The sequence below is a fragment of the Streptomyces sp. NPDC018045 genome, from assembly GCF_044327445.1.
Taxonomy (GTDB): domain Bacteria; phylum Actinomycetota; class Actinomycetes; order Streptomycetales; family Streptomycetaceae; genus Streptomyces.
In genome coordinates, this window is record NZ_JBIRFL010000009.1 from 89,110 (window position 1) to 109,706 (window position 20,597).

The following is a 20,597-nucleotide window of genomic DNA, read 5'->3' on the forward strand; positions in this document are numbered from 1 at the left end:
TACGGATCGGATGCCGACGGCCCGCAGCCGGGCCCGACGCGGCGTACGCCGCCGCCCCTCCGTGGCCCCGTGCCGGAGGCCCGGCACCGCCATCGGGCGCCGGGCCTCCGTGCTGCTGTTCCTCGGACGCTGCCTCAGGAGGTGGGCAGCTTCGCCGACCAAGCGGTCACGGACAGGGTGCCGTTGTCCACTTCCTGGTCGAACGGGAGGACATCGTGACCGTTGCCGCCCGTCGGCGAGACCTGTAGGTACTTGGCGTGGGCGGTGTTCGCGCCGGTGTGCGTCCACACCAGGTCGGCGTAGGCGCTCTTGCCCGGTGCGAGCGTGACCGGGTGTGCGCCCGGGTCCTGGGCGAAGTACGTGTCACCGTGCCGCGCCCGGGTCCTGAGCCCCGTGTGTCCGGCGCCTTCCAGCGCCAGGCCCGGGTAACCGGAGACCGTGCAGGTGCTCTTGCCGGTGTTCTCCATCCGCAGGTACGTGCCCGCGTGGTTCATCCCGGCCTGGCTGCCGCCCGCGTCCGTCGTCGTGACCTTCAGCGTCCCCGGCTGACACGCCCCGGCGCCGGCCGCCCCCGAGTCGGCGGCGGAGGCGACACCCGTACTCGCCCCGGCGGCCAGGGCGGCGACAGCGGCAGCGGTACGCAGACCACGCATGGTCGATCAACTCCCTCTTCCCCGGCGCCCCGGGGAACACGTTCGTGATGCACCCACCCGCCTGCCCCGTACACGCAACTCGACACGTGCGTCGGCGCGGTGGCGGGCCGGTACGGCCTTGCCCGTTTCCGTGCCTCCACCCTGCGCGTGCGCGCTGCTGATCGACTAACGGGCGGCTAACGCCTCGGTGCCGGGTGCCGGGTGCCGGGTGCCGGGTGCCGGGGCCGGGCCCGGGAGTCAGGGATCAGGGGCGGCGGAACCTCGAAATCCGTGCGTGACGCAGCTCACTCGGCCCGCCCGTCACAGACGCGAGGCGGCCTCCATCCCATGGGCGAACCGATCGCACAACGGGAGGCACACATGAAGGTCCTGGTGGTGGGAGCCGGCTACGCGGGGACGATCGCGGCGAACCGGCTGGCCAAGAGGGTGAAGACGGCGGACATCACAGTGATCAATCCCCGTCCGGACTTCGTCGAGCGGGTGCGGCTGCACGAGCGGATCGCGGGCACCGGAACCGCGACGACCCCGCTGACGTCGATGCTGCGCCCGGGAATCGCCACCCGGACCGGCACCGTCGACAAGATCGGCGACGGCCAGGTCACCCTCGGCGACGGCACCGGCCTCGACTTCGACCACCTGCTCCTCGCGGTGGGCAGTACGGCCGTACCGCTGCCGGGCACCGTCGCGGCGGGGACCTGGGAGGGCGCGGAGGAGGCCCGGGCCGCGCTGGCCGGGCTGCCCGGCGGGGGAGCGGTCACCGTCATCGGGGGCGGGCTGACGGGCATCGAGACGGCGTCCGAGATCGCCTACGGCCGGCCCGACCTCCGCGTACGGCTCGTGGGGCAGACGATCGCCGCGAGCCTGTCGGCCGGAGCGCGGGAGCGCGTACGGACCGGTCTGGACCGGCTGCGGGTGGAGGTCGTGACGGACTCCGTCACGCAGATCGACCCCGGCGCCGGGGAAGGAAGCGGTGACCTGGTGCGTCTCGGCTCCGGTGCGGGGTTCAGCTCCGACCTCACGCTGTGGGCGGTCATCGGGAGCGTGCCCGACCTGGCCGCGCGCAGCGGACTTGAGGTGGATCCCGACGGGCGGGCGGTGGTCGACGCGTATCTGCGCAGCGTGACGGACCCGCGGATCTTCGTGGTCGGTGACTGCGCGGCGGTTCCCGGCTCCCGGGCGGCCTGCGCGACGGCCATGCCGCAGGGCGCCCACGCGGCGGATACGCTGGCGCGCATGATGCGCGGACGCGAGCTCACGCCCTACTCCATGGGGTACGTCGGACAGGGGCTGAGCCTGGGCCGGCGCGACGGGCTGCTCCAGGCCGGCCGCAGGGACGACACCGTGCGACGGTTCTACGTCGCCGGGGGCGCCGCGGCCGTGGGCAAGGAGCGGGTCTGCCGCTACGCGAAGTTCAGCGTCCGCACCGCCACCTACACCTGGCCGCGGGGCTCGAAGTGACCGACCGGCCGGACTCCGCGGACGAGTTCACCGCACACCGGGCCCTGCTGTTCTCGATCGCCTACGAGATCCTCGGCTCGGTGGCCGACGCCGAGGACGTCCTGCAGGACAGCTACCTGCGCTGGCGGTCGGTGGACCACGCCTCGGTGGAGAACGTGCGGGCCTATCTGGCGCAGATCGTCACCCGGCAGGCGCTCGGTGTCCTGCGGTCGGCGGTCCGCCGCCGGGAGCGGTACGTCGGGCCGTGGCTGCCCGAGCCGCTGGAGACCGACGCCGCCGCACCCGACGGCATCGACCACGTGCTCACCGGCGAGGCCGTGACCACCGCGATGCTGCTGGTCCTGGAGGCCCTGTCCCCGGCCCAGCGCGCGGTGTTCGTGCTGCGCGAGGTGTTCGGCTTCGACTACGGGGAGATCGCCGCCGCCGTGGACAAGTCCGAGGCCGCGGTGCGGCAGTTGAACCAGCGCGCCCGTACCAGCGTGCGCGCGAGGCGGCACGCCGCGGTCGCCACCCCCGCGGAGGCTCGGCCGGTCGCCGAACGGTTCCTGACGGCGGCCGCGACCGGCGACGTCCAAGGTCTCATGGACCTGCTCGCGCCCGACGTGGTGTTCCTGGCGGACGGCGGCGGGGTCGTGAACGCGGCGCGGCGCCCCGTGACCGGGCCCGACAAGGTGGCCAGGCTGCTGCTCGGACTCCTGGCCAAGACCGCCCACATGGGCGAACTCGACATCCGCACCGGCACCCACAACGGAATGCCCTCCGTCGTGGCGCTCATCGACGGCGTACTCGACCAGGTGACCTCGGTCGAGATCCGCGACGGCCTCGTGACGGCCGTCTACTGCGTCCGCAATCCGGAGAAGCTCGCGATGGTCGGGGTGTGACCAGCGGGCGGCTGCCACCCGGCACGGACGTCGCTCCCGCTTCCGGGAGCGCGTCCGCGGGTGCGTGCTCGCCGGCCGGGCCGGCGAGCCAGGCCCTTCCCGCGGTCAAGCGCCTTGCCTCCGCCCGGAGCGGGCTCAGGGACCGGCAGTCATGGACCCGCCGCAGCGGCAGGCGCATCCGGGGCAGGCGCGGCCAGGGACCCGGGCAGTTCGAACGATGCGGCCGACGGCAGGACAGCCGTTTCAGCCCTGAGGACGGCCGGGGCAAGGGCGTCCCTGGCGGCGGTGCGCCTGGGCGGGCGCCCAGCCGGGCAGGTCTGAGCGGCGTCAGTTGCCGCCGGCGATGAAGTCGGCTATCGCGGCAGCGACGGCTTCGGGCTGCTCATCGGGGATGAAGTGCCCGGCGTCGGGCACGATGACGCCGGTGGTGTTGTCGGCCCATGGGCTGATGGAGGCCGCCATGTCCGGGATGGAGCCGTGGCTGCTGGATATTCCGAGGACGGGCACGGTCAGGTGCTGCCGGTCGAGCGCCTGGTGGTTCTTGCGCGCCGACTCGGCGGCGTCTCGGTAGTAGGCGAGGGAGGCGCGGAGGCCGCCGTCGGCGGCGAGGGCCGCCGCGTAGTGGTCGAGGTCGGCGGCGTCGAATGTGCCGGGAGCGAGGGCCTTCGTCTTCAGGAACCAGCCGACGTACTCCCGTTCGCGGCCGGCGAGCAGGGTCTCGGGCAGGTCGGGTACGAGGTGGAACGCGAAGTGCCAGGTCTTCCACGCCCGGTCCGGGTCGGTGGAAATTGTTTCCGGGAGGGTGATGCCGGGGATTCCGGCGTCGAGCAGCGCGACCCCGCGCAGTTGGCTCCCGTGGTTGAGGGCGAGGGAGAAGGCGACCCAGGCGCCGATGTCGTGGGCGGCCAGCCAGTAGTCCGGCGCTCCGAGTGCCTGGACGGCGGCGTGGACGTGGGCGGCGACCGTGTGGGTGTCGTAGCTGCGCTCCGGGCGCTCGGAGTGGCCCTGGCCCGGCAGGTCGATCGCGATGACGCGGAACCGGTCGGCGAGGCTGGGCATGACCTTTCGCCAGGCCCGCCAGGTTTGCGGGAACCCGGCGAGCAGGACGACAGCAGGACCGGCCGGCCGGCCGCCTTCGACGGCGTGGAGGCGGATGCCGTCCGCGTCGACCCAGCGGTGGGTGAATCCGGCCAGGTCGTGCAGGGGCAGGTCGCGGACGGGGTTGCGTTCGGAGACGGTCATGGGATCCTCCATCGGTGTCGGGGTGCGCTGGTCCGGCGGTGCGCCCGGGGGCCGGGCCCCCGAGGGCGATGCAGATGACGCGGGCGGTCGGCGTGGTGCTCGACATCCGGGTCCCGGCGGCCTGCTCGACAAGGCCGGCAGCAGGACGGGGACGGCGTGCCCGGAATGGGTGAACAGGCAAGACGTCGAGCTGAGTTCAGCCCGGTTGCGGGGATCGCGGTCCGAGGGTGTCGAGTGCTGCGAGCGCGAGGGCGGGACGGCGCCCGAGCGTGTCGGGCAGCGCGCCGGTGCCCGGGTTGCGTGGTGTGCCTTCCGCGCTGTTTCGGTTCGGGGGGCGCCCAGTCGCGATCATGTCCGGAGGCTAGCACATCTTGAACCGGTCGGTTCAAGATAGGGTGACGGACAGCATCCGGAACACCGACACACCGGCAAGGAAGTCCACGTGGCAGGCAAGAAGCAGTTCGACATGGACGCGGCGCTCGACGCCGCGATGATCCAGTTCTGGCGCGTCGGCTACGCCGACACCTCGGTCGGCGACTTGTCCCGGGTCACCGGCCTGAACCGCAGCTCGATCTACTCCTCGCTCGGCGACAAGGACGCGCTGTTCCTGCGCTGCCTGGATCGCTACGCGGCGCGCTACGGGCACAAGTACGACGCCGCCCTGTCGGGTGCGGCCTCCGATCCCCTTGCCTCGGTCCGCGCGTTCTTCGACGTCACCCTCAAGCGCATCGCCGACCCCGAAGTGCCCGACGGATGCCTGATCACCCAGACGGCCATGGCGATTCCCGTGCTGAGCCCGGCCGTCGCGGCGCACGCCAGGCAGGCGCTCGGCTTCCAGCGCCTGCGCCTGCGCGCCGCGCTGAAGGCCGGCCGGATGGCCGACCGGGACGCCGAGGACTTCGCTGTACACGCGGCGGCCGTGAACCAGTCGCTCGCTGTGATGAGCAGAGCCGGGGCGGGCCCGGCACAGCTCCTGGCCGTGGTGGACGTGACCGTTGACGCGCTCTCGCAGGCACTGCGCGCGGCCTGACCTGCACGTTCCACCTGGCAAGCGAGTAGGGCGAGCAGCCGCTGACGATCATCGTCACGGCCCGGCGTGCCCCCTCGACGGTCGCCGAACGAGCGGCCGGGTACCTGACACGCACCGGGCCGCTCCATGCCACACCGCGCCCGGCGCGCCCACCACGCGTCCACCCTCCCGGGCCGTACCCCGGCGGGGGCCGTTCGGGCAGGGATGGATACTGATCTTCATGCGTATCGACTTCGATCCCGGACAGTTCGACCGGCAAGGCTTCTACCGGCTGCTCACGGCGAGTGTGGTCCCGCGGCCCATCGCCTGGGTGTCCACCATATCCGGCGCGGGGGTGGCCAACCTGGCCCCGCACTCGTTCTTCAACATCGCCTGCGTCGCGCCGCCCGTCCTGCAGTTCTCGGCTGTCGGGCGGAAGGACTCCCTCCGCAACATCGAGGAGACCGGCCAGTTCGTGGTGAACTTCGCGCCGGAGGAACTCGCCGCACAGATCAACGAGACGGCGACCGACTTCCCGCCCGGAGTGAGCGAGTTCGACGAGGTGGGGGTGGCCGCCGAACCGAGTCTGCGGGTCAAGCCGCCGCGGGTCGCCGCCTCACCGGTGGCCTTCGAATGCGAACTGCACAGCACGACGCGGTTCGGCGACTCGACCGTCGTCTTCGGCCGGGTGGTGCACGCCGCCGTGTCGGAGGAGGTCATGACCGACGGCCACCCGGAGATCCGGAAGCTGCGGCCGCTGTCCCGTCTGGGCAAGGACGAGTGGGGGACGACCGGCGACGTACGGGAGATCTCCCGCATCCGGTACGCGGACTGGCAGGGACCGGCAACGGGCGTCTGAGCGGGGACGCGCGGGCGCCGGGGGGCAGCGCATTTCGGTCCCCTCCCTCTCGTGTCCACTTCCGCATCACCCCGGTCTCCGGGACTCTTCAGTGACCCGGCCCGCAGGCGTAGCGGGCCCCGGCCACTGGAGATGCGATGACGAGACCGACGAGCTGCTCCGCCGCGGCGTCGGCGCCGGACCCCACCGGCGCCGCTCGCGCCTCCGCGGGGCCGTTCAGCCGCCGTACCGCACTGCGGGCCGTCGCGGCGACGGCGGCCGGTACGCCTGCCCTGGCCTACGGAGGCGGCACCGCGCACGCCGCCCGGGGCGACCGCCGGCTGCGCACCATGACGTTCAACCTCCGCTACGCCTCGGACCAGCGGCCCCATTCCTGGGCCGAACGCCGCCCGGTCATGCGGGAGTTGCTGGGCCGGGCCGCACCGCACCTGCTCGGCACCCAGGAGGGCCTCTACCGCCAGCTCCAGGACATCGCGGACGACCTCGGCGACGACTACGCCTGGCTGGGCACCGGCCGGGCCGGGGGCAGCCGCGACGAGTTCGCCACCCTCTTCTACGACATCCGCCGACTGGCCCCGGTCGAGTACGACCACTTCTGGCTCTCCGACACCCCGTATCTGATCGGTTCGGCGACGTGGGGTAACACGGTCATCCGGATGGTGACCTGGGTGCGCTTCCGGGACCTGCGCACGGGCGGTGAGTTCTACGCCCTCAACACCCACCTCGACCACCTCAACCAGTACTCGCGCGAGCGCTCCGCGGCCCTGATCACCGACCGGCTGCGCGCGCTCGACCCGGCGCTCCCGCGCATCGTCACCGGCGACTTCAACGTCCCCGCCCACAACAACCCCGTGTACGACACCATGCTCAACCGGGGCACACTCGTGGACAGTTGGGACACGGCGGACTCGCGCAGCACCCTGTACGCCACGTACCACGGCTACCGGCCGCTGGTACGGGACGGCGAACGGATCGACTGGATCCTCACGTCACCGACGGTCCGGACCCACCGCGCCGTGATCGACACATACTCCGAGAACGGGCAGTTCCCCAGCGATCACCTGCCGGTGCGCGCGCTGCTGGAGCTGCCCGGGACACCCGGGTCCTGAGCGGTACCGCCCCCGCCCCGCACCCGGAGTCCGGCCAGCAGGTCGTGCGTCGCGGCCGCCACCGCGTCCACGGCCTGCTCGAACACCTCTCGGTTGTGCGCGGCCGGCGCGCGGAATCCGGAGACCTTGCGGACGTACTGCAGGGCGGCGGCCCGTATGTCGTCCTCGGTCACGGCGGGCGTGGCAGGGGGCCTGAGCGTCTTGATGCTGCGGCACATATCTCCAGTGTGCCTCGCCGTTCGGGCCGTGGCAGGCGTTTCACCGCACCCAATCAAACATGCGCTCGAATGGTGGCCGCGTTGTCCATGCTCCTCTCCTCCTCTGTTGAAATGCCGACATGAATGATCAGGAATACGCGCACCTCCGTGACCGGCTGGCCGACGAGCGGATCGCCTGGCTGTGCACGCTGCGCCCGGACGGCTCGCCGCACGTCACACCCGTCTGGTTCGTCTTCGTACGCGGCACCTGGTGGATCGGCGCGGAGCGCGCCTCGGTGAAGCGGCGCAACATCGAGAACGACCCGCGGGTCTCGCTGGCCCTGGAGGGCGGCGAGGCGCCCGTCGTCGCCGAGGGGCGCGCCAGGGTGTGGCACATACCGCCGGGCACCGGTGCGCCGCCCGCCCTCGACGTGCCGCCCGACGTCGTCGCCGCCTTCCTCACGAAGTACGACTGGGACGTCACCGCCACGTCTCCGCCGGCGGCGGGCCGGGTGCTCTTCGAGGTCCCGGTCGGCCGCTGGCTGCTGGCGGGCACGGCCCAGTAGCGACGCCCCGGCGTCCCGCCCCTCGGTTTCCCGCCCCCGCAGTCCGGCCCTACTCCAGTCCGGTGACCCGGAGCGTGATGTTGAGGCGCCCGCTCGCCAGCCCCGTCGCCGGGTCGCCGGTCCCCGGACGCACCTTCGTCACCCCGTGGTAGGCGAACCGCGACGGCCCGCCGAAGACGAACAGGTCGCCGGAGGCCAGCTCGATGTCGGTGTAGGGGCGGCCGCGGGACTCGGTGTTCCCGAAGCGGAAGACACAGGTGTCACCGACGCTGAGCGAGACGACCGGGTCGCTGGACCGTTCGTCCTTGTCCTGGTGCATTCCCATGGTGGCCCGGCCGTCGTAGAAGTTGATCAGGGCGGTGTCCGGTGTGTAGCCGTCTCCGGCGGCCGCGTCCTCGTACGCGTCGGCCAGCGCCGCCCGCCCCAGCTCCACCAGCCAGTCGGGAAAGGCGGCGACGCGGGCACCGTTCACGTCGTCCGCGGTGCGCAGGTAGGTGTACGGCTGCCAGTGCCAGCCGAGGCACACCGTCTGTACGGACATGACGCCGCCGCGCGGCAGCCGGGTGTGCCGGATCGGGACCGGCCCCCGTGCCCAGTCGCGGCAGGCGGCGACCAGTTCCCGCTGCCGCTCCAGGGACAGCCAGCCGGGCACGTGCACCGCGCCCGGCGCGGGCCGGGACCGTACGCGCTCCGGGCCGCCGAAGCCGGGCAGGGGCATGCTCACAACAACCTCACTCCCGGTCCGGGTCGCCCGCGGGCGGCAGGGCGTGCGCACCGCCACCCCTTACCGCTCCATCTTCCCCCCACCTGCGCTTTCGGCTACTCCGCCGGCTCCGCGATCAGCGCGGTGGCGACCCGCCGGAAGCCGAGCCGTTCATAGATCCGTGCCACGTCGTCGTTGTTCGCCGACAGGAACACCGTACGGACGCCCCGCTCGCGGGCGTCGGCCACCAGCGCGGCGGTGACCGCGAGCCCCAGGCCACGGCGGCGGGCGCTGGGCAGCGTTCCCACGCCGACGACCTCGCTGACCGTGCCGACCGGCTGATGCTGACCGGCGCACAGCGCGGCGCCGTCCGCCTCCGCGACGGCCACGGCGGTGTACCCGTTCCGTACGCGGTCCGCCACGGCGTCCACCGACCCGTCCTCGACGAGCTGCCGCACCGCCTCCGCCAGCTCGCGGGCCCCCGCCGGGCCGACCTGGGTGTCGGGCTGCCCGAAGGCGACGTGCGGTACGGCGACGGCGTACGGCAACGCCGGGTCGCCGTCCTCCACCAACCGGACCCGCACCGTCGCGCCGGCGCCGGCCCCGGCTGCCGCTCCTGCCCCGGCTGCCGCTCCCGCTCCGGCGTCCGTACCGTCCCCCTCCGCCCGGCTCCCGTCCAGGTCCAGGGCGAGCAGCGGGTGCTCATGCACCACCAGCCCCGATTCCTCGATCGCGGCGCGCAGGCGTGGGGTGTTCTCGGCGACCCACTCGAAGCTCTCGGGTGCGCCCAGCTCCCGCTGCCGGTCCCGCACCCTCGTCACCTCGGCGGCGCTCGCCGCGTCACCGGCCCATCCCCGGGTGGGCCGCGCGTAGTACGGCCAGCCGCGGCCGTCGCGTACGAAAAGGGTCAGTGCCCCGAAGCCCTCGGCCCGGGCGGCACTGCGGGGCACGGCGTCGTAGTACTCCTCGATCCGGTCGAGCAACTGCTCCAGCAGCAGGTCGGCGTGCTGGTCGTGGTCAGTCTCGGCAGCGTTCACGCGCGCATACAAGCAGTGGTGCGCCGCTCACCGCCAGCGGTTTGTCGAGCACTTACCGCCGGCGGCGTCCGATCACCCGCCGTCGCGGCTCTCCGTCGCGTCCTCCTGCGCCCGCGCGGCCGCTCAGACGGTCTCGGCGACGGCCCCGCGCACCGCGAGCGTCCATATCTCCAACAGGCGCGCGTACTCCGCGCGGTCCTCAGCCGTCCACGACCGGCCGCGGCGGGCGCGCACGAACCGCCGGATCGCTTCGTTCGCGTCGGCGGCGGTGAGGGGCGCACCCATGGATGGGGGAGGGGTTGGGGGCATGCCGTCCATGCTAGGGGCGGCCACTGACAACGCGCCCGTGCCGAAGTGGCCCTGGCCGCCGCACCGGTGCGCGGGCGCGGCCACGTGCGCCGCCCACACGCGGCTGACCTGCTATGACCGTTACGTGCCCGGGGTGCGGGAAGCTCCATATGTGTCCAGACCCACACCCTCTGCCCGCCCTTCGTCCACGTCCCGCACCACACGAATTCCGCTCGGATGGCCTCAACGGCCCCGGCGGCACGGCCGATTCCGTCACCCGAGCCCCGGGCGGCCTCCGGAGCCCGTTCGCGACCACCCGGCAGCATCCGGCAACTCCTGTCCGCCTCTCCACTCCTGAGCGACCGCCACGCGCGCGTCTCCGCCCCCCCCGGCCACCCTTAGGCCAACCGGGTAAATCGGGGGAAAAGGCGCGTTTCTCCTTTCATATGACCGAACGTCGAGGGTTGAATCGAAGCGTCAGTCACTCTCAGCACGCCTCAAAAGGAGGATGTTGGTATGCGTTCTGTCATGCGTCCGCTCTTCGTCGGCCTCGCGGTGGTCGGCCTGTCCGCCGCCGGCGTCGTCGCGGCCCAGGCTCACGGTCACGACGACGACGAGGTCAACATCAGCAAGTACACCAACGCGCCGAGCCACGCCTCGCACAACTGGGGCAGCGGCAACTGGAACTCGGCCGCCCGATTCGGGGACCTGGAGCAGGACTGATTGCCCCAGCTCCTTGATGGCGGGCACATCCGGCATCCCACCGGGTGTGCCTGCCGGCCCGCGAAAGGTCCGGGCGAGGCGCCTCTCCCGCCTCGCCCGCCGATCCGCGGCCAAGGACGCCGATGTCATGGCGAACGACGACGACACTCCCGAGCAGCAGGCCGCTCTGCTGCGCGCGCGGTTGCAGCACCTGCAGTTCGAGTTCGCACAACTCGCCCGCAGGGGTGACGAACTCGAATCCGCGCTGAAGTACGTGCTCGACAAGGCGGGCGGCGCGGTGACCATCACCCGGCAGGACCGCGACCGCCTGCGCGCCGTCGCCCGCGTACACATGCGGTACGAACCCTCCGACGGCAGTTGGCACTACGAACTGCGCTGAAACGCCCCGGACTCCGGCCCGGACGGAAGTCCGGGTAATTCCCCGCCCCGCCTTCTTTCAACGGCTCCGAAACGGGTATCACACAGAAAACCCACCCCACTGTGTGCCTCGGAGCCGCGGATGCGACATGCCCTGCCCATGCCCGGAGACATAGGTCTCACCCGGATCAACGGCAATGTCGGCCGCTTGATCCGTATCGGCCAGTGGCTGAACGGAAACGGATTCGGCGAATATCAGCACGCCTTCCTCGTACTCCCCGGCGACATGCTCATCGAAGCCGAACCCGGCGGCGCGGCGATCCGTTCCCTGTCGGCCTACGACGGCGTGCACGTCCTGTACGTCTGCCCGGAAGGACTCACCGACGACCGGCGCGACGCGATATGTGCCGCGGGCCGCCGTTACGAGGGGGTCCCGTACAGCTTCCTCGACTACCTGGCCATCGCCGTACACCGGCTCCGCCTGCCCTTCCCGGGACTGCGGCGGTACGTCGCCGCCACCGGCCACATGATCTGCTCCCAACTCGTCGACCAGAGCTACCTGGACGCCGGTACCCACCTCTTCGACGACGGCCGCTGGCCCGGCTATGTGACCCCCATGGCTCTGTACCAGCGCCTGGCGCATTGACCCCACTTCCGGCTCGATGGCCCCACGCCGCACCACCGAAAACCTCGCCCGGTAGCGACACTTCGCGCACCCCACGGAATTCCGGTGCACGAGCACGGGCTGATTTCCCATCACCCGTCCCGACGAAAGACGTCATCGGTGATTGAAGCATCGGTCGGTGCGGTGCCCGGCCCCGTTCCGGCGTTCGTGACCATCGCCGTCCTGCCGGCCGTTCCGGTCGGCCTCATCGCCAAGTCACGCGGGTATTCGTTGCCCTGCCGATGGTGCTGACCACGGTCTGCCCGGCACCGCCTTTCTGGCTTCCGAATCGGCCCGGCTGAACGTCCGGCCGTTCGTCCCGCTGTGCTTGCGGTCCGGCCACCCCGACTCCCCGGGGCGCTCTCGGCCTCATGCGGTCCCCTCCCAGGCGTCGGCGCCGAAGGCGCCTTTGACGTCGGAGGCGATGGTCGCGGGGTTCACCGTGGCGCGGAGGGCGTAGACGGTGGTCTTGCGGGTGCCACGCACGCTGAGGTGTACGGGGCTGTCGCCCGGGTGGTCCGCGAGGATGCGCTGGAGCTCTTTGACGGACTGTTCGGTGACGCGGTACGCGGGCAGCGCGAGCCGTACGGGGGGCCTGCCGCCGTGTTCGGCGGAGGACACGTCGAGGACGGCCAGTTCGCGGCCGAAGAGGTTCATCGTTCCGTCCCGGTCCTCGATCTTGCCCTTGACGGAGACGACGTCGTCCTCGGCCAGGGCGTGCTGGACGAGCTGGTAGGCGGCGGGGAAGAACAGGACCTCGATGGCGGCGTCGCGGTCCGCGAGGCTGACGACGGCCCAGACGTTGCCCTGTCTGGTCATCTTGCGCTGGATGCCGGTGATCAGGCCGGAGAGCCGTACGTCTCCGGTGGTGCGGCCGGAGGCGAGCAGGTCGGCGATGGCGCAGTCGCGCGCGCCGGAGAGGACGTGCTCGGCGCCGTCCAGCGGATGCGCGGAGACGTAGAGGCCGAGCATCTCGCGTTCGGTGGCCAGAAGTTGCCGGCGGGGCCACTCCGTCGTGTCGATGGGGAAGTCGAGCCCGAAGGCGGGTGTGCCGTCTTGCGCTGCCGGCCCGGCGAAGAGGTCGTCCTGCCCGAAGCCCGCCGCCTTCTTCACCGGGGTGATCGCGTCGATGGCTGCTTCGTGGACGGCGGTGAGGCCCTTGCGGGTGTGGTGCAGGGAGTCGAAGGTGCCGGCCTTGATCAGGGACTCCACGGCCCGCTTGTTCAGCGCGGGCAGGTCGGCCTTGTCGAGGAAGTCGGCGAAGGAGCGGAACGTGCCCTTCCTGCGGCGGGCGTCGACGATCGCGTCGATGACGCTGTCACCGACGTTGCGCACGGACCGCAGCCCGAAGCGCACGTCGTCGCCGACGGCGGTGAACGCGGCGACGGATGCGTTCACGTCGGGCTGGAGGACCCGTACACCGTTCCTGCGGGCGTCGGCGAGGTAGACGGCGGCCTTGTCCTTGTCGTCGCCGACGGAGGTGAGCAGGGCGGCCATGTACTCGGCCGGGTAGTTGGCCTTCAGGTAGGCGGTCCAGTACGAGACCAGGCCGTAACCGGCGGTGTGGGACTTGTTGAACGCGTAGCCGGAGAACGGGAGCATGACGTCCCACAGCGCCTTGACGGCCTCCTCGCTGTAGCCGTTGCCCCGCATACCGGCGTGGAACGTGTCCCACTCGGCGGCCAGCACCTCCGGCTTCTTCTTGCCCATCGCGCGGCGCAGCAGGTCGGCACCGCCGAGGGTGTAACCGGCCAGCTCCCGGGCGATGGCCATGATCTGCTCCTGGTAGACGAGCAGGTGGAAGGTGGTGCCGAGGATGGGCTCCAGAGCGTCCTTCAGCTCGGGGTGGATGGGGGTGATCGCCTGGCGGCCGGTCTTGCGGTGGGCGTAGTCGGTGTGCGCGTTGGCCGCCATCGGGCCGGGGCGGTAGAGGGCGTTGACCGCGGCGATGTCCTCGAACCGGGTGGGTTCCATCTGCCGGAGCAGGACCCGCATGCCGCCGCCGTCGAGCTGGAAGACACCGAAGGTGTTGCCTTCGGCCAGCAGCCGGTAGGTCCTGGCGTCGTCGAGCGGGATGACGGTGGCGGAGGAGTCCCCGTCCCGGGGAGCGACGGTGGTCAGGCTGATGCCGCGGTTCTCGCGGATGTTCTCGATGGCCTGGTCGATGACGCCGAGGTTGCGCAGCCCGAGGAAGTCCATCTTGACCAGGCCCATGGCCTCGCAGGACGGGTAGTCGAAGCCGGTGATCTTCACGCCGTCCGACGCGCGCATGTGCAGCGGGATCCGGTCCGTGAGGGGCGTCTTGGACAGGATCACCGCGGCGGCGTGCACACCGGTCCCGCGGGTGAGGCCCTCCACCCCGCGGGCGGTGTCGATGACGCGCCGCACGTCCCGCTCGCTCTCGTACATCTGCCGGATTTCCGCGGCCTCCCCGTACCGTTCGTGGGAGGAGTCGAAGAGGACGGCCAGGGGAGCGGGCTTCCCGTTCTGGTCCGGCGGGAGCGCCTTGGTGATCCGCTCTCCGTGGGAGAACGGATAGCCGAGGATGCGCGAGGAGTCCTTGATCGCGTTCTTGGCCTTGATCCTGCCGAAGGTGTTCACCATGGCGGTGTACTCCTCGCCGTACTTCTCGGTGACATAGCGGACCATCCGGTCGCGCTGCCGGTCGTCGAAGTCGAGGTCCACGTCGGGCGGGTTGATGCGCTCGGGATTCAGGAACCGTTCGAAGAGCAGGCCGTGCTCCAGCGGGCACAGTTCGGTGATCCGCGTGGCGTAGGCGACGATCGAGCCGGTCGCCGAGCCGCGCCCGGGGCCGAGCGGGACCCTGTTCTCCCGGGCGTGGCGGCAGATGTCCGCCACGACGAGGAAGTACGAGCTGAAGCCCATGGGACCGATCACCGACATCTCGGTCTCGAAGCGCTCCAGGATGTGCGGGGGCACCGGATCGCCGTAGCGCAGGGCCAGCCCCCTGAGCACCTCCCGGCGCAGCCACGACTCCTGGGTCTCGCCCTCGGGCACGTCCGGAAACCGCGGCATCTCGTCGACGTGGTCGAAGACCTCGTCGTAGGACTCGACGCGCTCGGCGATCAGCAGGGTGTTGTCACAGGCTTGCGGCAGCTCGGAGAAGAGGCCGCGCATCTGCGCGGCGGTCTTGAGGTAGTAGCCGGACCCGTTGAAGCGGAAGCGGTTCGGGGCGTCCTTGCTCTTGCCGACGCCGATGCACAGCAGGCTGTCGTGGGCGTCGGCCTGGTCCTCGGTGACGTAGTGCGCGTCGTTGGTGGCCAGCAGCGGGATGCCGAGATCCTTGGCCAGCCGCAGCAGCCCCTGACGGACGTCGCGCTCGATGTCCAGGCCGTGGTCCATCAGCTCCAGGAAGTAGTTCTCCCGGCCGAAGATGTCCTGGTACGCCGCCGCGGCCGCCTTCGCCTCGTCGTACTGGTTCAGCCGCAGCCGGGTCTGGATCTCCCCCGAGGGGCAGCCGGTGGTGGCGATGATGCCGTCCGGCCGCTCGGCGATCAGCTCCCGGTCCATACGCGGCTTGCCGGCCGGGAACTGGCCCTCGTAGCTGGCCCGCGTACCGAGCCGGAACAGGTTCCGCAGCCCCTGGACGTTCCGCGCCCACATGGTCATGTGAGTGAAGCGGCCGCCACCGGAGACGTCCTTGGAGCCCTCGCCGTCCTCGCTCACGGCGCGCCGGCCGCCCGGCCCCCAGAACTCCTGCTTCCGGGCGAAGCGGGAGGACGGCGCCACATACGCCTCGATGCCGATGATCGGCCTGAGGCCGTCGAAGCCCTTCGCGACCTGTGCGAACTCGTACGCGCCGAACATGTTGCCGTGATCACTCATGGCGATCGCGGGCATGCCCTGGCGCGCCGCCTCGGCGAACATCGGCTTCAGCTTCTGGGCGCCGTCGAGCATCGAGTACTCGGTGTGGTTGTGCAGGTGGACGAAGGAATCCGGCACGGGCGAGGCCACCTCCAGAGGGCGGGGAAAGCCCCGATGCGACGGGGCGCTCGACGGCTGCGTACAACCGTTCGTTGACCCTGGACATGAAAGCGGCCGGTACGCTGCGCGATCAAACAACCAACCCGCCACTCCGGACAACGAATGGTTGTGTGTGCACCTCGTAGGATGGCGGCGTGGACCTCACCGCCGTACGTACCTTCGTCGCCGTCGTCGACACGGGACAGTTCCAGGAAGCAGCCGCCGCGCTCTCGGTCACCCAGCAGGCGGTGTCCAAGCGCGTCGCCACGCTGGAGAAGGACCTCGGCGTACGGCTGTTCGGCCGGCCGGTCCGGGGGGCCGGGCTCACCATCGACGGGCAGGCCTTCCTGCCCTACGCCAGGGCACTGCTGCGGGCCGAGGAGCGGGCGGCCGCATCCGTACGTCCCGGGCACCGGGCACTGCGCGTCGACGTGGTCGGCCGGCGTCTCGCCACGGCGGGCCTGCTCCGCACCTTCCACCAGGCGCACCCCGCGACCGAACTCGACGTCGTGACCCTGTTCACCTGCGACGAAGCCATCGCCGCCGTTCAGGCCGGCACGATCGACGCCACCTTCCGCGCCTTGATCACGCCGGGCGGGCACCTGCCGGACGGCGTCGAAGCCACCCCGGTCTTCGACGAACCCCTCCACCTGTTCACCGGGCCCGCGCACGAGTTCGCGGCCGCCCGCTCCATCGCCCCCGCACAGCTCGCCGGACGCCGGATCTGGATGCCCGGCAACGCCCCCGGGACCGAGTGGGCCGCCTACTACGACGCCCTCGCCGCCGCGTTCGGCCTCACCATCGACGCCATCGGGCCCGACTTCGGCATCGAGCCCCTGCTCGACACCATCGCGGACTCCTCGACACTGGCCACCTTCCTGAGCGAACAGACCCCACTCGTCTGGCCCGCCGGCCACGACCTACGCCGCATCCCCCTGCGCAACCCCACCCCGCTCTACCCCCACTCCCTCATCCGACGCACCGACAACCCCCACCCCGCCCTCGCCGCCCTGACCGGCCATCTCACGTCCGCCTACCCAGGCCGGCCGGACACCGGTATCTGGATTCCGCCAGGCACCCAGAGCCCATCCCGCTCGGCTTGAGGGCACCTGATGGCGGTGTCGCCCGGAATCGCTCCCGATGCCGCACGTGAAGCCGGACGCCATGTTCTGCCGGAAGCCGATGAACCGTTGGTCCGCAGCGCCGCCGTCGCGGTGACCGCGCCACGGACCTGGCTGCACATGCCCGCGGAGACGAAGAAGGCCGAGCCCCGGCTGTCGCGGGGGTGGGTGGTGACCTGGGAGGGGATCGGGCACTTGACGGCCGTTGACCTCATGGCCACGGAGCCGGCCGTGTCCACGGGGTATACCGCGACCGTGCGACGGCCCAGCTCGCTCACCGAATGATCCTCACCCACAAGCTCCCAGCTCTCTGAAGAACCCCTGGGTCTCGCAGCGCTGGGCAACACATGGGCCGGAGGCGGCTTGCCCGCGGGGCGGGAAGAGCGGGGCAGCCTGTGCGGTGGCGAGAAGGAGGTCCTCGTAGGCGTGGTGACGGCGGGTGGTGCGGCGATGGTGGAGCAGGTGAGCGGCCTTGTCGGGCTGGTCGGCGTCGATGAGGGCGCGGGCGAGGGTGTCCTGGATGATCTCTCGCTCCACGCCGACGCCTCCCAGGCGCGTGAGCTGTGTGCCGGTCTTCTCCAGCAGGTCGATCGCCGGGCCCGGCCGGCCGTCGGTGACGTGGGCCAGGGCCCGCACCACGGGGGCGAGCACCTCGGCGTAGGCGGGGCGGGAGTCGGAGGCGGCGGCGCGGGCGAGATCTTCGAGTGCGGGGGTGTCGCCGACGACGGTGAGGGCGAGGGCGAGCTGGAAGGTGTGGAAGATGCTGACCATACCGCCGGGCTCGGCCAGCAGGGCACGGGCATGGTCGGCTTCGACGAGGCGAGCGGGGGCCTGTCCGGCCAGCAGCAGACGCCAGTTGACCGCAGAGCGCGCCCCGACGTCCTTATGGGCCAGTTCGGTATCGGCCCGGCGGCGGGCGCCGTCCAGGTCCCCGGCGGCCAGGCACTGCAAGGCGGCATGCCACTGAAGGTGGCTGCGCTGGGGCACCTGGGGGTCGGCGGCCAGCCACCCGTCGACGAAGTTCAGGTACTGCGTCCCGCTACCTTGTTCGTGCGCGGCATGGGCCAGTGCGTGGGCGGCGGGGGCCGAGCGCGGTTCCAGCGTGAGGGCATGGCGGGCCAGCCGGTCGGCTTCGACGGTGCGGTCCTGTTCGGCGCAGGCCGCAGCCAAGGCAGCGGCCCAGGGCCAGCTTTCGGGGCCCGCGAGGGCGTACTGCCGCTCGGCCAGGAGGTAGCCGTGCTTGATGTAGTCGCTGTCCTCGGTCAGGGTGAAAGCCCAGATCATCGGCGTGACCAGAGCGTCGGCCGGAAACTGGGCCAGGTGCACCACCAGATGCGAGGCCGCGTTCGTGTAGTGCCGGTGTGCGAACAGGTTCAGCCCATGGACGATGCTGCGCACGCGCGACGCGGCCTGCGCGGCGTCGGTCTGCGCCCGCACCATCTGCTCCCGCAACCGGGCGTCGCAGAGCTGGTCACCGGTGTGCCAGGCCAGCAGGGCACGTGCCAGCCCGTCCTGCGGATCGCGTGCCACGGTTTCTTGCAGCAGGGTGTGGGCCTGGCCGGTGTCGGCCAGCACAGCCCGTAGTACGGCCCCGTCGAGTTCGGTTTGCACAGGATTTCTCACCAGGGACAGATGATGCCGCTGTTGCCACAGGTCTGCCGCTGAAGTTCCAGCGGGGCCTGTAGCGCGTTGCCGCCCAAGAGACCGCCGCCATGCGTCGTTGCGCTCCTGGCCTGTGCGTTCGCCGACGGGGAAGCGCACGTGTTGCCGAAGGCGGCATTGCCGACCGCGATCACGTTGGCGGCGTACGCCGAACCTGGCGCTCCGAGCACCGCGCCTCCGGCGGCAATGACCACGCACAGCACCCGCCTGCGCAGGTAGCGGCCCCGGCGGCCCCACACACTGCCGCCTGTCTCCTTCTCACCCTGCGCCGTGACGCTGATCCGCTGCTCTGCCACGCTGCTCCTCCTGATGCCTGCCGATGGGGCGGGAAATCCCATGCCACGACGCCGGTCTGTCAACGACGGCTGTTTCAAAAGGAAACACCGCGAGGCCGGCCAGTGTGGTGTGAGCATGGCGCGATGGCTCATCAAACGGGGGGGGCGATGGCCGCCGGCCCGGTACTGCGGCAAATCCAATGAGGTTGTCCACGCATCGGGAAACCGGTTGGTACGCCTGGTGGTGGGCACTTCGCGAAGAAGTCGTAGCTACAGCAGCCATCGGGGCGGCAGGCGTTTCTTGGCGGAGCAATCAGCCCAACGCCGCTTTGCTCTCACTGTGGCTGTCATGACGGCAGTGGGCTTTCCGGAGCGGCCGTGCTCGTGGTGTCTGCGCGGATCTGACTGTCGACGCCGTCATTCGCTCCTTCTCACGATGAGACCGGAATCCTGGCATCCGCTGGAGTGCGCGCGGGGCGTGGGAAGCGGAGGCGGCGGGGTGGTGTGCCCCCGGTGCTCCGATCTCGGCACGTGCGGAAACGATCACTCTTTTTCGGGGTGGGCAAGCTGGTCTTACCGGCCGCTCGGAGACCTCTGCGAAATGTCCACCGCCCGTCCCCGGGCACCGGCGGCCCGGCATCCAACCCCACTCCTTACCTGACTGCGCATCACCGGCGTCGCCGGTGCCGCACACCAGCCCCGGCGGGCAAGACGCCGGCCTGTTCCCCGCACGTGCTCAAGCCGTGCGGCCGTTCCACTCTCGATCGAGGAGAACCGATGAAGCGCATCACGATGGCCCTGGCCTCGGCCGGTACCGCACTCGCCCTGGCCCTGGGCTCGACCGGCAGCTCCTACGCCGCCACCGGCGTCTTCCTCTACACCGCCGTGGGCGGTGAACAGGAGACCCTGGACAACCCTCTGGCGAACTACTGCTTCAACATCTCCGGTGACGGACACGCCGTGAACCGCACCAACAAGGTCGTCTTGGTCTTCAAGCGCGCCGGATGCGTCGGCAACCCGCAGAAGATCAAGGCGGGCGACCACGCCTTCGACATCGCCTTCGACAGCGTGGAATTCATTAGCTGACCCGGCAGTGGTGGGCCCCGCCCCGGGGTCCACCACCCCTGTTCGTCCGCACCCTTCAGCACCGGCCAGCGACCCGGCACCCGCCTCCCGGCCTGACCAGCCCTGTCCCTGCCGGGAGCCCGGCGCCCGGAAAGGCACCGCATGAACCGCTACTCCCTCGCCATGAGCGCGGCCGCGGCCGCCGCCCTGGCCCTGCAGCCGGCCACCGCCCGGGCCGCCCAGGGCATCTTCACCTACACGCCCCCGCCCATCCAGCAAGCCCTGCGCAACCCCGAACCACGCTGCTACACCTACCTGGACGGCAACGGCTCCGCCGAAAACCGCACCAACCACACCGCGCAGCTCTTCAGCGCCCCCAACTGCTCCGGCACGGTGCTGCCCCTGCAACCAGGCCAGAGCCACCCCAACGCGGTTTTCCGCAGCGCCCGCTTCCTCGGCCACGGCCCGGCCACCGGATACTTCTCCTACACCTTCCTCGCTCCCGCGGAGTACTTGGAGAATCCGCAGGCCGACCACTGCATCGACGTCCGGGGCGAGGGCCATGCCGCCAACCGCACCGACAAGACCGTGCTGCTGTTCAGCCGTCCCGGCTGCACCGGCACACCGAACGCCAGGATCGAAGCCGGCCGGCAGGTCTTCCACAGCCGCTTCGCCAGCATCGAATTCATCAGCTAGCGACGCCGCTACCGGACCGGGCCGTCGTCCGTGCCGCGCGCCGGGTCG

The 20,597-nt window shown here is 71.1% G+C and carries 21 protein-coding genes; 12 read left to right on the plus strand and 9 right to left on the minus strand.

From position 1 onward, the window contains the following. Positions 1-134: 134 nt before the first annotated feature. Positions 135-653, minus strand: coding sequence for a DUF4232 domain-containing protein (locus ACH4EB_RS21815; protein ID WP_398349204.1), 519 nt, complete (start codon positions 651-653; stop codon positions 135-137). A gap of 327 nt (positions 654-980) precedes the next feature. On the opposite strand from ACH4EB_RS21815, the gene ACH4EB_RS21820 reads away from it, so the two are divergent. Then, entirely contained in the window at positions 981-2,111 is a 1,131-nt protein-coding gene (locus ACH4EB_RS21820) for an NAD(P)/FAD-dependent oxidoreductase (RefSeq protein WP_398349205.1), read from the plus strand. Continuing rightward, the gene (locus tag ACH4EB_RS21825; protein WP_398349206.1) at positions 2,108-2,992 is read left to right on the plus strand and encodes an RNA polymerase sigma-70 factor; all 885 of its coding nucleotides are present in this window, start codon (positions 2,108-2,110) and stop codon (positions 2,990-2,992) included. Before ACH4EB_RS21820 ends, ACH4EB_RS21825 begins: the two co-directional genes overlap by 4 nt. Before the next feature lie 327 nt (positions 2,993-3,319). Here the strand turns inward: ACH4EB_RS21825 and ACH4EB_RS21830 are convergent, their stop codons facing one another. After that, positions 3,320-4,246 (minus strand): alpha/beta fold hydrolase, encoded by a 927-nt coding sequence (locus ACH4EB_RS21830; RefSeq protein WP_398349207.1) that lies wholly within the window; start codon positions 4,244-4,246, stop codon positions 3,320-3,322. Positions 4,247-4,676: 430 nt separating this feature from the next. On the opposite strand from ACH4EB_RS21830, the gene ACH4EB_RS21835 reads away from it, so the two are divergent. From ACH4EB_RS21835 to ACH4EB_RS21845, 3 genes are all read left to right on the plus strand, one after another. After that, on the plus strand, positions 4,677-5,264 hold the full coding sequence (locus ACH4EB_RS21835; protein WP_398349208.1) for a TetR/AcrR family transcriptional regulator: 588 nt from the start codon (positions 4,677-4,679) through the stop codon (positions 5,262-5,264). A 220-nt stretch (positions 5,265-5,484) separates the two neighbouring features. Then, the gene (locus ACH4EB_RS21840; protein ID WP_398349209.1) at positions 5,485-6,102 is read left to right on the plus strand and encodes a flavin reductase family protein; all 618 of its coding nucleotides are present in this window, start codon (positions 5,485-5,487) and stop codon (positions 6,100-6,102) included. 137 nt (positions 6,103-6,239) lie between these two features. After that, on the plus strand, positions 6,240-7,211 hold the full coding sequence (locus ACH4EB_RS21845) for an endonuclease/exonuclease/phosphatase family protein (protein WP_398349210.1): 972 nt from the start codon (positions 6,240-6,242) through the stop codon (positions 7,209-7,211). Here ACH4EB_RS21845 and ACH4EB_RS21850 read toward each other — a convergent pair. Next, the gene (locus ACH4EB_RS21850; RefSeq protein ID WP_398349211.1) at positions 7,160-7,429 is read right to left on the minus strand and encodes a DUF2277 domain-containing protein; all 270 of its coding nucleotides are present in this window, start codon (positions 7,427-7,429) and stop codon (positions 7,160-7,162) included. The two genes, ACH4EB_RS21845 and ACH4EB_RS21850, sit on opposite strands and share 52 nt — an antisense overlap. A 119-nt stretch (positions 7,430-7,548) precedes the next feature. On the opposite strand from ACH4EB_RS21850, the gene ACH4EB_RS21855 reads away from it, so the two are divergent. Beyond that, positions 7,549-7,974 (plus strand): pyridoxamine 5'-phosphate oxidase family protein, encoded by a 426-nt coding sequence (locus ACH4EB_RS21855; protein WP_398349212.1) that lies wholly within the window; start codon positions 7,549-7,551, stop codon positions 7,972-7,974. Positions 7,975-8,023: 49 nt separating this feature from the next. Here ACH4EB_RS21855 and ACH4EB_RS21860 read toward each other — a convergent pair whose 3' ends face one another. The 3 genes from ACH4EB_RS21860 to ACH4EB_RS21870 form a co-directional block, all read right to left on the minus strand. Next, on the minus strand, positions 8,024-8,692 hold the full coding sequence (locus ACH4EB_RS21860) for an alpha-ketoglutarate-dependent dioxygenase AlkB family protein (RefSeq protein WP_398349387.1): 669 nt from the start codon (positions 8,690-8,692) through the stop codon (positions 8,024-8,026). Positions 8,693-8,793: 101 nt separating this feature from the next. Then, positions 8,794-9,714: a GNAT family N-acetyltransferase gene (locus ACH4EB_RS21865; RefSeq protein ID WP_398349213.1), complete on the minus strand. Its 921-nt coding sequence runs from the start codon at positions 9,712-9,714 to the stop codon at positions 8,794-8,796. A 123-nt stretch (positions 9,715-9,837) separates the two neighbouring features. Then, entirely contained in the window at positions 9,838-10,023 is a 186-nt protein-coding gene (locus ACH4EB_RS21870; protein WP_398349214.1) for a hypothetical protein, read from the minus strand. A gap of 495 nt (positions 10,024-10,518) precedes the next feature. Here ACH4EB_RS21870 and ACH4EB_RS21875 point away from each other — a divergent pair, with 495 nt between their 5' ends. The 3 genes from ACH4EB_RS21875 to ACH4EB_RS21885 all read left to right on the plus strand — a co-directional run bounded on the left by ACH4EB_RS21875 (position 10,519) and on the right by ACH4EB_RS21885 (position 11,728). After that, entirely contained in the window at positions 10,519-10,725 is a 207-nt protein-coding gene (locus tag ACH4EB_RS21875; protein WP_159058142.1) for a hypothetical protein, read from the plus strand. Positions 10,726-10,852: 127 nt separating this feature from the next. Then, a complete protein-coding gene (locus ACH4EB_RS21880) occupies positions 10,853-11,104 on the plus strand; it encodes a hypothetical protein (RefSeq protein ID WP_398349215.1) in 252 nt (83 codons plus the stop codon). A 120-nt stretch (positions 11,105-11,224) separates the two neighbouring features. Next, positions 11,225-11,728 carry a hypothetical protein gene (locus tag ACH4EB_RS21885; RefSeq protein WP_398349216.1) on the plus strand — a complete coding sequence of 168 codons (504 nt, stop codon included), beginning with the start codon at positions 11,225-11,227 and terminating at the stop codon, positions 11,726-11,728. A gap of 387 nt (positions 11,729-12,115) precedes the next feature. Here the strand turns inward: ACH4EB_RS21885 and dnaE are convergent, their stop codons facing one another. Further along, positions 12,116-15,709, minus strand: a complete 3,594-nt coding sequence (dnaE, locus tag ACH4EB_RS21890) for a DNA polymerase III subunit alpha (protein ID WP_398349217.1) — start codon at positions 15,707-15,709, stop codon at positions 12,116-12,118. Positions 15,710-15,885: 176 nt separating this feature from the next. Between dnaE and ACH4EB_RS21895 the strand changes: the two genes are divergently transcribed. Next, positions 15,886-16,833: a LysR family transcriptional regulator gene (locus ACH4EB_RS21895; protein WP_398349218.1), complete on the plus strand. Its 948-nt coding sequence runs from the start codon at positions 15,886-15,888 to the stop codon at positions 16,831-16,833. A gap of 306 nt (positions 16,834-17,139) precedes the next feature. Here the strand turns inward: ACH4EB_RS21895 and ACH4EB_RS21900 are convergent, their stop codons facing one another. Together ACH4EB_RS21900 and ACH4EB_RS21905 are read right to left on the minus strand one after the other, a co-directional pair. After that, positions 17,140-18,462, minus strand: a complete 1,323-nt coding sequence (locus tag ACH4EB_RS21900; protein WP_398349219.1) for a hypothetical protein — start codon at positions 18,460-18,462, stop codon at positions 17,140-17,142. Positions 18,463-18,470: 8 nt separating this feature from the next. Further along, entirely contained in the window at positions 18,471-18,809 is a 339-nt protein-coding gene (locus tag ACH4EB_RS21905; protein WP_398349220.1) for a chaplin family protein, read from the minus strand. A gap of 756 nt (positions 18,810-19,565) precedes the next feature. Here ACH4EB_RS21905 and ACH4EB_RS21910 point away from each other — a divergent pair. Beyond that, positions 19,566-19,874 carry a hypothetical protein gene (locus tag ACH4EB_RS21910; RefSeq protein ID WP_398349221.1) on the plus strand — a complete coding sequence of 103 codons (309 nt, stop codon included), beginning with the start codon at positions 19,566-19,568 and terminating at the stop codon, positions 19,872-19,874. Between the two features lie 141 nt (positions 19,875-20,015). Continuing rightward, positions 20,016-20,549, plus strand: coding sequence for a hypothetical protein (locus ACH4EB_RS21915; protein WP_398349222.1), 534 nt, complete (start codon positions 20,016-20,018; stop codon positions 20,547-20,549). The last annotated feature ends 48 nt before the right edge of the window (positions 20,550-20,597 follow it).